The 6,302-nt window shown below is 63.3% G+C and carries 5 protein-coding genes; 4 read left to right on the forward strand and 1 reads right to left on the reverse strand.

The genetic code is table 11. The features are described from left to right. Positions 1-32: 32 nt before the first annotated feature. Positions 33-899 carry a DUF3800 domain-containing protein gene (locus GX444_04335; protein ID NLH47814.1) on the forward strand — a complete coding sequence of 289 codons (867 nt, stop codon included), beginning with the start codon at positions 33-35 and terminating at the stop codon, positions 897-899. Between the two features lie 179 nt (positions 900-1,078). Here GX444_04335 and GX444_04340 read toward each other — a convergent pair whose 3' ends face one another. Next, a complete protein-coding gene (locus GX444_04340) occupies positions 1,079-3,805 on the reverse strand; it encodes a transglutaminase domain-containing protein (GenBank protein ID NLH47815.1) in 2,727 nt (908 codons plus the stop codon). Between the two features lie 121 nt (positions 3,806-3,926). On the opposite strand from GX444_04340, the gene GX444_04345 reads away from it, so the two are divergent. The 3 genes from GX444_04345 to GX444_04355 all read left to right on the forward strand — a co-directional run. Next, positions 3,927-4,964, forward strand: a complete 1,038-nt coding sequence (locus GX444_04345) for a glycosyltransferase family 2 protein (GenBank protein ID NLH47816.1) — start codon at positions 3,927-3,929, stop codon at positions 4,962-4,964. A 46-nt stretch (positions 4,965-5,010) separates the two neighbouring features. Further along, entirely contained in the window at positions 5,011-6,114 is a 1,104-nt protein-coding gene (locus GX444_04350; protein NLH47817.1) for a glycosyltransferase, read from the forward strand. Continuing rightward, positions 6,111-6,302: oligosaccharide flippase family protein (locus tag GX444_04355; GenBank protein ID NLH47818.1), on the forward strand; the 192-nt coding region annotated here is incomplete at its 3' end. The genes GX444_04350 and GX444_04355, both read left to right, overlap by 4 nt.

Below are 6,302 nucleotides of genomic sequence, written 5' to 3' on the forward strand. Positions count from 1 at the left end.
CTGGTCCACGATCGCCGAAAGGAGCAAGCGGAATGTATTTTTGTTATGTCGACGAGGCGGGATCATTGGATGTGGATACCAAGCGTTTGTGCCGGGACGCCAAGGAAAAGCCGTATATTTACGTTCTTTGCGGTCTTTGTGTCTTGGATTTCAAGTGGTCGAAATTCTCAGGGATTATTGATGACCGCAAGGATCAACTGCGAACAAAGATCAAACAAACGAGAGGGTTGGATCTATCCTTGGCTGATTGCGAATTGAAATCGTCGTGGATTCGAATTCCCAAATTGCGTCGCGAGCGTCAGTTTCTTTCCAATCTGTCACCGGATGAACTGACCGCTTTGGTCAACTTGTGTTACTATCAGATTGAATACGCGAAAATGACCCTTTTCGCCATTGTGGTCGACAAACGGAATCTTCTGGGATACATGGATCAAGACAAGCTGCATCGCAAAGCTTGGGAATTGCTTCTGGAGCGAGTCGAAAACTTCATGCGCGAACGCCATGACCGTCACAATGTGATTTTTCTTCGCGATGATGTCAGTCGCCAGGCGAATCAGAATCTCGCGGAAAAGCATGCTTACCTGTTACGAACGCAAGCGACTTCGGGACAGAAGTTGGGTCATGTCATCGAGATGCCACTGTTTGTGCGTAGCGAACTCTCGAACGGCATTCAACTTGCCGACTTTGCTGCCTATAATTTTTACCATGCATTTTCGCGGAAAACGCTCGATTACGAGCATTTTCAAAGAATATTTCCCTACATCTATAATTCGGCCAATACCCCATCTGAAAAGCTCGATGGATTGAAGGTGTTTCCGCCCGAAAGCGAATTGACACCCTTCGCTAGTGAAATCGGGAGATTAGCCGGAAAAATTTCGGAAGCAAGATTAAAAAAATGAAGTCCAGCGGGGCGAACCCTATCGAGCCGACTTGCGGCACTGGACTGTCAGTATTGTCGTCATCCAGCCGATTCTTGTCAAGAATGATCGTTAATGTATTCTATTTGTTACAATACAATAAATAACGCCGTGCGGAGCGGCGCCGGCTGATAACAACCAGTAACCGTTTCCGTTTTTCGTCAGCACCCGCAACCGGCGTCATCGTCGTCGTCATCCCCGCCGCCGGACTGATCGTCGTCGTCCGCCTGATCGTCGTCGTCATCGTCGGTTGGTTCAGCCGGGACGTAGAGGTCGCCCTCGGCGGTGACGGCGATGTCGAGCAGGTGGTCCGACAGCGGCGCGCTGTGGTGGGTCACCAGCAGGTGCCACGTCCGATCGTCGGGCGGGTAGATCGCTTCGTCGAACGAGGACAAGCCTGTCCAGGCGTAGGCCGCCTTGAACGCCTGGTTCGTCCGGGCCTTTTCGAGGTTCTTGTCGTTGACCAGGAACACGTCGACCAGCGGCGGATCGAACGGGTAGTACGGCCGCGCGGCGCTGAAGGCGCTTTTCGTGCCGGCCAGCCGGTCGGTCGCGTTGAACGTTAGGTGCAGGGCGTAGGTGTCGTTGAGCTGCTCGAACTCGAGCGGCTGGTCGTTCACCAGGGGTTGCGCGAACTGGTGCGTGTAGTCGAACGTGGCGTTCGCCGTTGCGTCGGCGGCCTTGACGATCCATTCCAGCGGCGTTTTTTCGCCTTTGCCGGTGTCCGGATACACGCCCGCGCCGCTTTCGATGTAGATGAAGTAGTTGCGGTTTTCGCCCAGTTTCACCGAGGCCAACCCGTCGGGGTCGGTGATCAGCCAGAAGCCCTGATACTTCGAGGTGGTGCCCCAACCCTCGGAGTAGATATCGATGCGCGCGTCGGGAACCGGCGCCCCGTCGGCGTCGGTGAGGGCGAAATTGACGGTGATGTGGTCGCTGTAGCGTTCGGGCACGGCTTCAACCCGGCCGTCGCCGAGCCAGAAGACCGCGAAACTGATGTCCTTGCTGCCGCCGACCTGCTTGTCGTAGGCGATGCCCGGGTTGTTGATGGTGTTGCCGCCGTTGCTCCAATCGACCTGGAAGGGGTGCCACTCGTCGTCGGCATAGAACTCGTTCCAGACGTGGTCCTCGTTGATGGTGCTGACCAGCCCCGCCGGGATCAGCGCCGTGCGCATGGCGGCGGCGCCGATGTCCTGCAATTCGCCGCAGTTGCCGTAGTGGTTGTAGGCGATGCGCACCGGATCCAGTGACCGCTCGACCGGCGCTCCGTTGTCGTACCGCTCCTGGATGTTGTCGAGCATGTTCTTGCCGATCCAGTTGCCGACGGCGCTGACCGCGTCGGTGTTTTCCCAGAGCGGCCGGTCGCCCGACAGCCACTTGGTCTCGCCGTCCCACAGCAGGGTCACGCCCGCGAGCATGTCGGCCAGTGCCGGCCGGCCGTAGACGGTCACCGTGTCGGTTTCGTTCGCCGCCTGCGCGACGGTGGTGAAGCCGCCGGGGAACACCAGGCCCGCCGGGTCGTCGGCGTCGGCGGTATCCAGGTGCAGTTCGAGGACCCGGTAATTGCTGACGAAGGTTTCGAGCTGGGTCTTGGCGTTCGCCACGGCCTGGTAGAGGGCCAGCGGCTGATTCGGCAGCACGACGGCCTTTTTGTAGATCGTCTGGAACGTCGCCCATTCGGTGTCGCCGTAGCCCGCCAGCGTGGCGCTGTCGATGACGGTCGCGTCGGCCCAGCGGCCGAGGTCGGTCAGGGCGGTCTGGAATTCCGGCACCAGCGTGTCGGCCAGCAGGGCGATCGGTGAGGCCGCCGGCAGCAGCAGGTCGCCGTTGCCCTGGTCGAGCAGGTTTTCGAGCAGCGGGCAGCCGTTGGCCGCGGACGCCGCCGCAAGGCGGACCGTCGTCGCGAAGATCTGCCCGGACCCGTAAGCGAACTCGGCGAAGGCCACGTCGCGGCCGGTGCCGTGGTAGATGATTTCCAGGTTGTGGATGGACAAGTCCGTCAGGTAGCCGCGCGCGCTGGGCGCGAGGCCCTGCAGGTCGGCGGCGTCCACGTCTTGGAAATACATCGGCGCCTGATAGCCGCGCCCGTCGCCGACGTCGTACATCAGGTATTCGCGCCAGAAGTAGCCGCCTTCGCCGGGGTCGGCGTCGTAACCGGTGAGCGGATCGACCTGGTCGATGCCTTCCACGTCGAGTTTCGGATGCACGACGTGCCAGTAGTAGATGTCGCGCGGCAGGTCGTAGGTCGTTTCCTCGCCGTCCGCGATCAGGTGGTAGCGCAGGGTCGTGCCGTAATCGCCCTTGCCGGATTCGCCGCTATCGACGACCTCGACGTAATCGAGCAGTTCGTCGTATTCGTAGATCAAGCCGACGTTCGCCTCGAAGAAGGCGAGGCGGTCGTTGACGCCCTCGAGATCGCTTTTGCTCAGGTAGGCGATCAGGAAGGCGTATTCGTCGCGATAGCGGTCGTCGATCGGGTCGAGCAGGATTTCGGCCAGTTCCTCGGCGATCGTGGCGTTGACCTCGAAAAAGCGGTGGGCGACGCGCATTTTCAGCCAGTCGGGCGCCACGGCGACGGCGTCCAGCATGGTCTGGCTCAGGGTTTCGATCTCCGGCGCGTCGATTTCGCCCACGGCCGGATTGACGCTCCAGATCATTTGTTCGTAGGCGTTGAGGTAGTTGGCGCCGAAGGTCTCGTCGGCGGCCGGCCGGACGAGCGGCACGGGGGCCGCCTCATCGCCGGCGCGGAAAACCGGGGTCAAGGGATGGTCGTAAACGGTCGCCTCGTCGAGCTTCAGCGGCGCGATCGTCGGGCCGCCGTCGGCCAGGGCGAGGGAAGTCACGAGCAGCAGACACGTCAGGCAAAGCGCGGCCCGCAGGGTATGCATGAATTTCCTCCACGAATAAAGGCGGGATATCGGCCATTGTAGCGCCGGTGGGTTCGGGCTCACAAGGCGATGGTTTGCCGCGCCGATTCTGTGTTAAGGTGGCGGCGCTCGGGAGGAATCGGTGTACGGATTGGTCAAACCGAAATGGGTCGACCCCGCGGCCAAACCGCCGGCGCTCGCCGGCCCGCTGGGCGTCGTCGTCCCCGCCTACAACGCGGCCGACACCATCGCCGCCTGCCTGGCCAGCCTGCAAAATCAACGCGGCGTGACGATCGACCTGGTGGTCGTGGACGACGGGTCCACCGACGGCACGGCCGAGGCCGCGCAAACCGCCGGGGCGCGCGTCGTGCGCCGCGCCGTCAACGGCGGGGCCGGCGGCGCGCGCAACGAAGGCGCGAAACACGTCGGCGGCGACGTCCTGTTTTTCGCCGAGGCCGACGGCTGCTACGCCCCGGACCACCTGCGCACCTGCCTGCGGGCCCTGGCCGACCCGGAAGTCGGCGCGTCCATCGCCCTGGGCGTCCGGGCCTGGACCGGGCGCGACAACGCGGTGACGCGCTGGGGCGACGCCGTCTGGATCGCCGCGCATTCCCTGGTAGCGCTCGGCCGGCGCGGCACCGGCGCCTGGTGCTACCGGCGGGAAGCATTCGCGGCGGCGGGCGGCTTCGACGAGACGTTGCACCACGGCGAGGACCTCGATCTGGCGCGGCGGATCGGCCGGCTCGGCCGTCGCACGGGCGTCGCCGGCTGGGCGACGATCCGGCACCGCAACCCGGACACCTGGGGCGCCTGGGCGCGCGAGGCCTGGCACAAGGCGCGGGCGCGCGGGCTGGACGAAAAACCGACCGCCGCGGCCTGGCTCGCGCAAGGGTTGAAGGCGGGCTTGCTGGCGGCGATCCCGGCCGCGCTCGTCGCCGGCGCGCTGGCCCGGCCGCTCTGGTTGCCGGTCGTTCTGGCCGCGTTGGTCGCGCTTTGCACGGATCGCGCCGAAAACCGGCTGGCGCTGCGCTGGTTGTGGGTTCGGCGCGATTGGCGGTCCTTCCCGGCGGTGCCGCCGCTTTGCTGGCTGCGCCGGTTCTGCCTGGCGGGCGGGCGTCTGGCCGGCTGGGCGCGGGCGGAAAAATCGGGTAGGAAATCCACTGGCGGTAAGCTATATTGAGCGCCAAGCCGAAGTCAGTAAAAAAACCATCGTATGTGGGGAGGCAATGGAACCGGTAGGAGTCGTACAAGTCGTTCATAGTCTGGAAGTCGGCGGCATGGAGCGGGTGGCCGCGCATTTGGCCATGCATTTGGGCAGTCCGTACAAATCCCTGGTTATCTGTTTGACGATTCCCGGCCACTTCGCGCCGCAACTGGAAGCCGCGGGCATCGAGGTGATCGCCCTGAACAAGAAACCGGGCAAGGATTTCGGCCTGCCCGGGCGGCTGGCGAAAATCCTGCGGGAACGCCGGATCCGCATCGTCCACGCGCACAACAGCGGGCCGATGTTCACCGGCACCTGGGCCGGTTTGCTGGCCCGAAGCAACGGCATCATCGTCACCGACCACAGCCGCTATTTCCCGGAGCGCCCGACGGTCGTTGCCACGGAAATGGTGTTGTCGCGGCTGGTGAACGAGATCGTCAGCGTCAGCGAACACAACAAGCAGGAACTGGTGAAACGGCTGCATTGGCCGGAGAAAAAAATCACCGTGATTCCCAACGGCGTGGAGGAGATTTCCGAAATCGACGCGGCGACCGCCGGCCGGCTGCGGGAGGAATTCGGGCTGACCGGCGACATGCCGACGCTGCTGACCATGGCGCGGCTCGAAAAGCAGAAGAACATCGGCCTGCTGATTCAGGCCATGGGCGAATTGCGCAAACAAGGCCTGGACTGCCGGCTGATCGTCGGCGGCGAGGGCGCCGAACGCGAAACCCTCGAGCGGCTGCGCCGGGAATGCCAATTGGAAGATCGGGTCTTTTTGCCCGGCTGGCGGCTCGACGCGGCGGCGCTTTACCGGGTCGTCGACATCTTCGCGCTGCCCTCCGACTGGGAAGGCCTGCCGATGAGCATCCTCGAGGCGATGAGCGCCTCGTTGCCGATCCTGGCCACCGACGTGGGCGACGTTTCCAAGGCGGTGATCACCCGGGAAAACGGGCTGCTGGTAACGCCGCGCGACCTCGGCCAGATGGCGGCGGCGCTCGCGGAACTGGTGCGGGATGCGGATAAACGGCGCCGGTTCGGCGTGAAGAGCCGGGACATCTGGCAGCAGCATTACAGCGTGAAAGGCATGGCGCGACGCTACGAAGAGCTCTATGCGAGGTATGCGTGAGCGGTTCCCGGGTCGCGAAAAACAGCCTCATTCTTCTGATCGCCGAGGCGGCGCGCCGCGGCTTGTCGGTCGTGATCGCAGTTCTGGTGGCCCGAGCGATGACCGTCGACGATTTCGGGCGCTTCGGCCTCGCGCTGGCGCTGTCGGGCATTTTCGAAGTGGTGGGTAATTTCGGCCTGACTTCCCTG

The organism is Myxococcales bacterium, assembly GCA_012517325.1.
GTDB lineage: Bacteria > Lernaellota > Lernaellaia > Lernaellales > Lernaellaceae > JAAYVF01.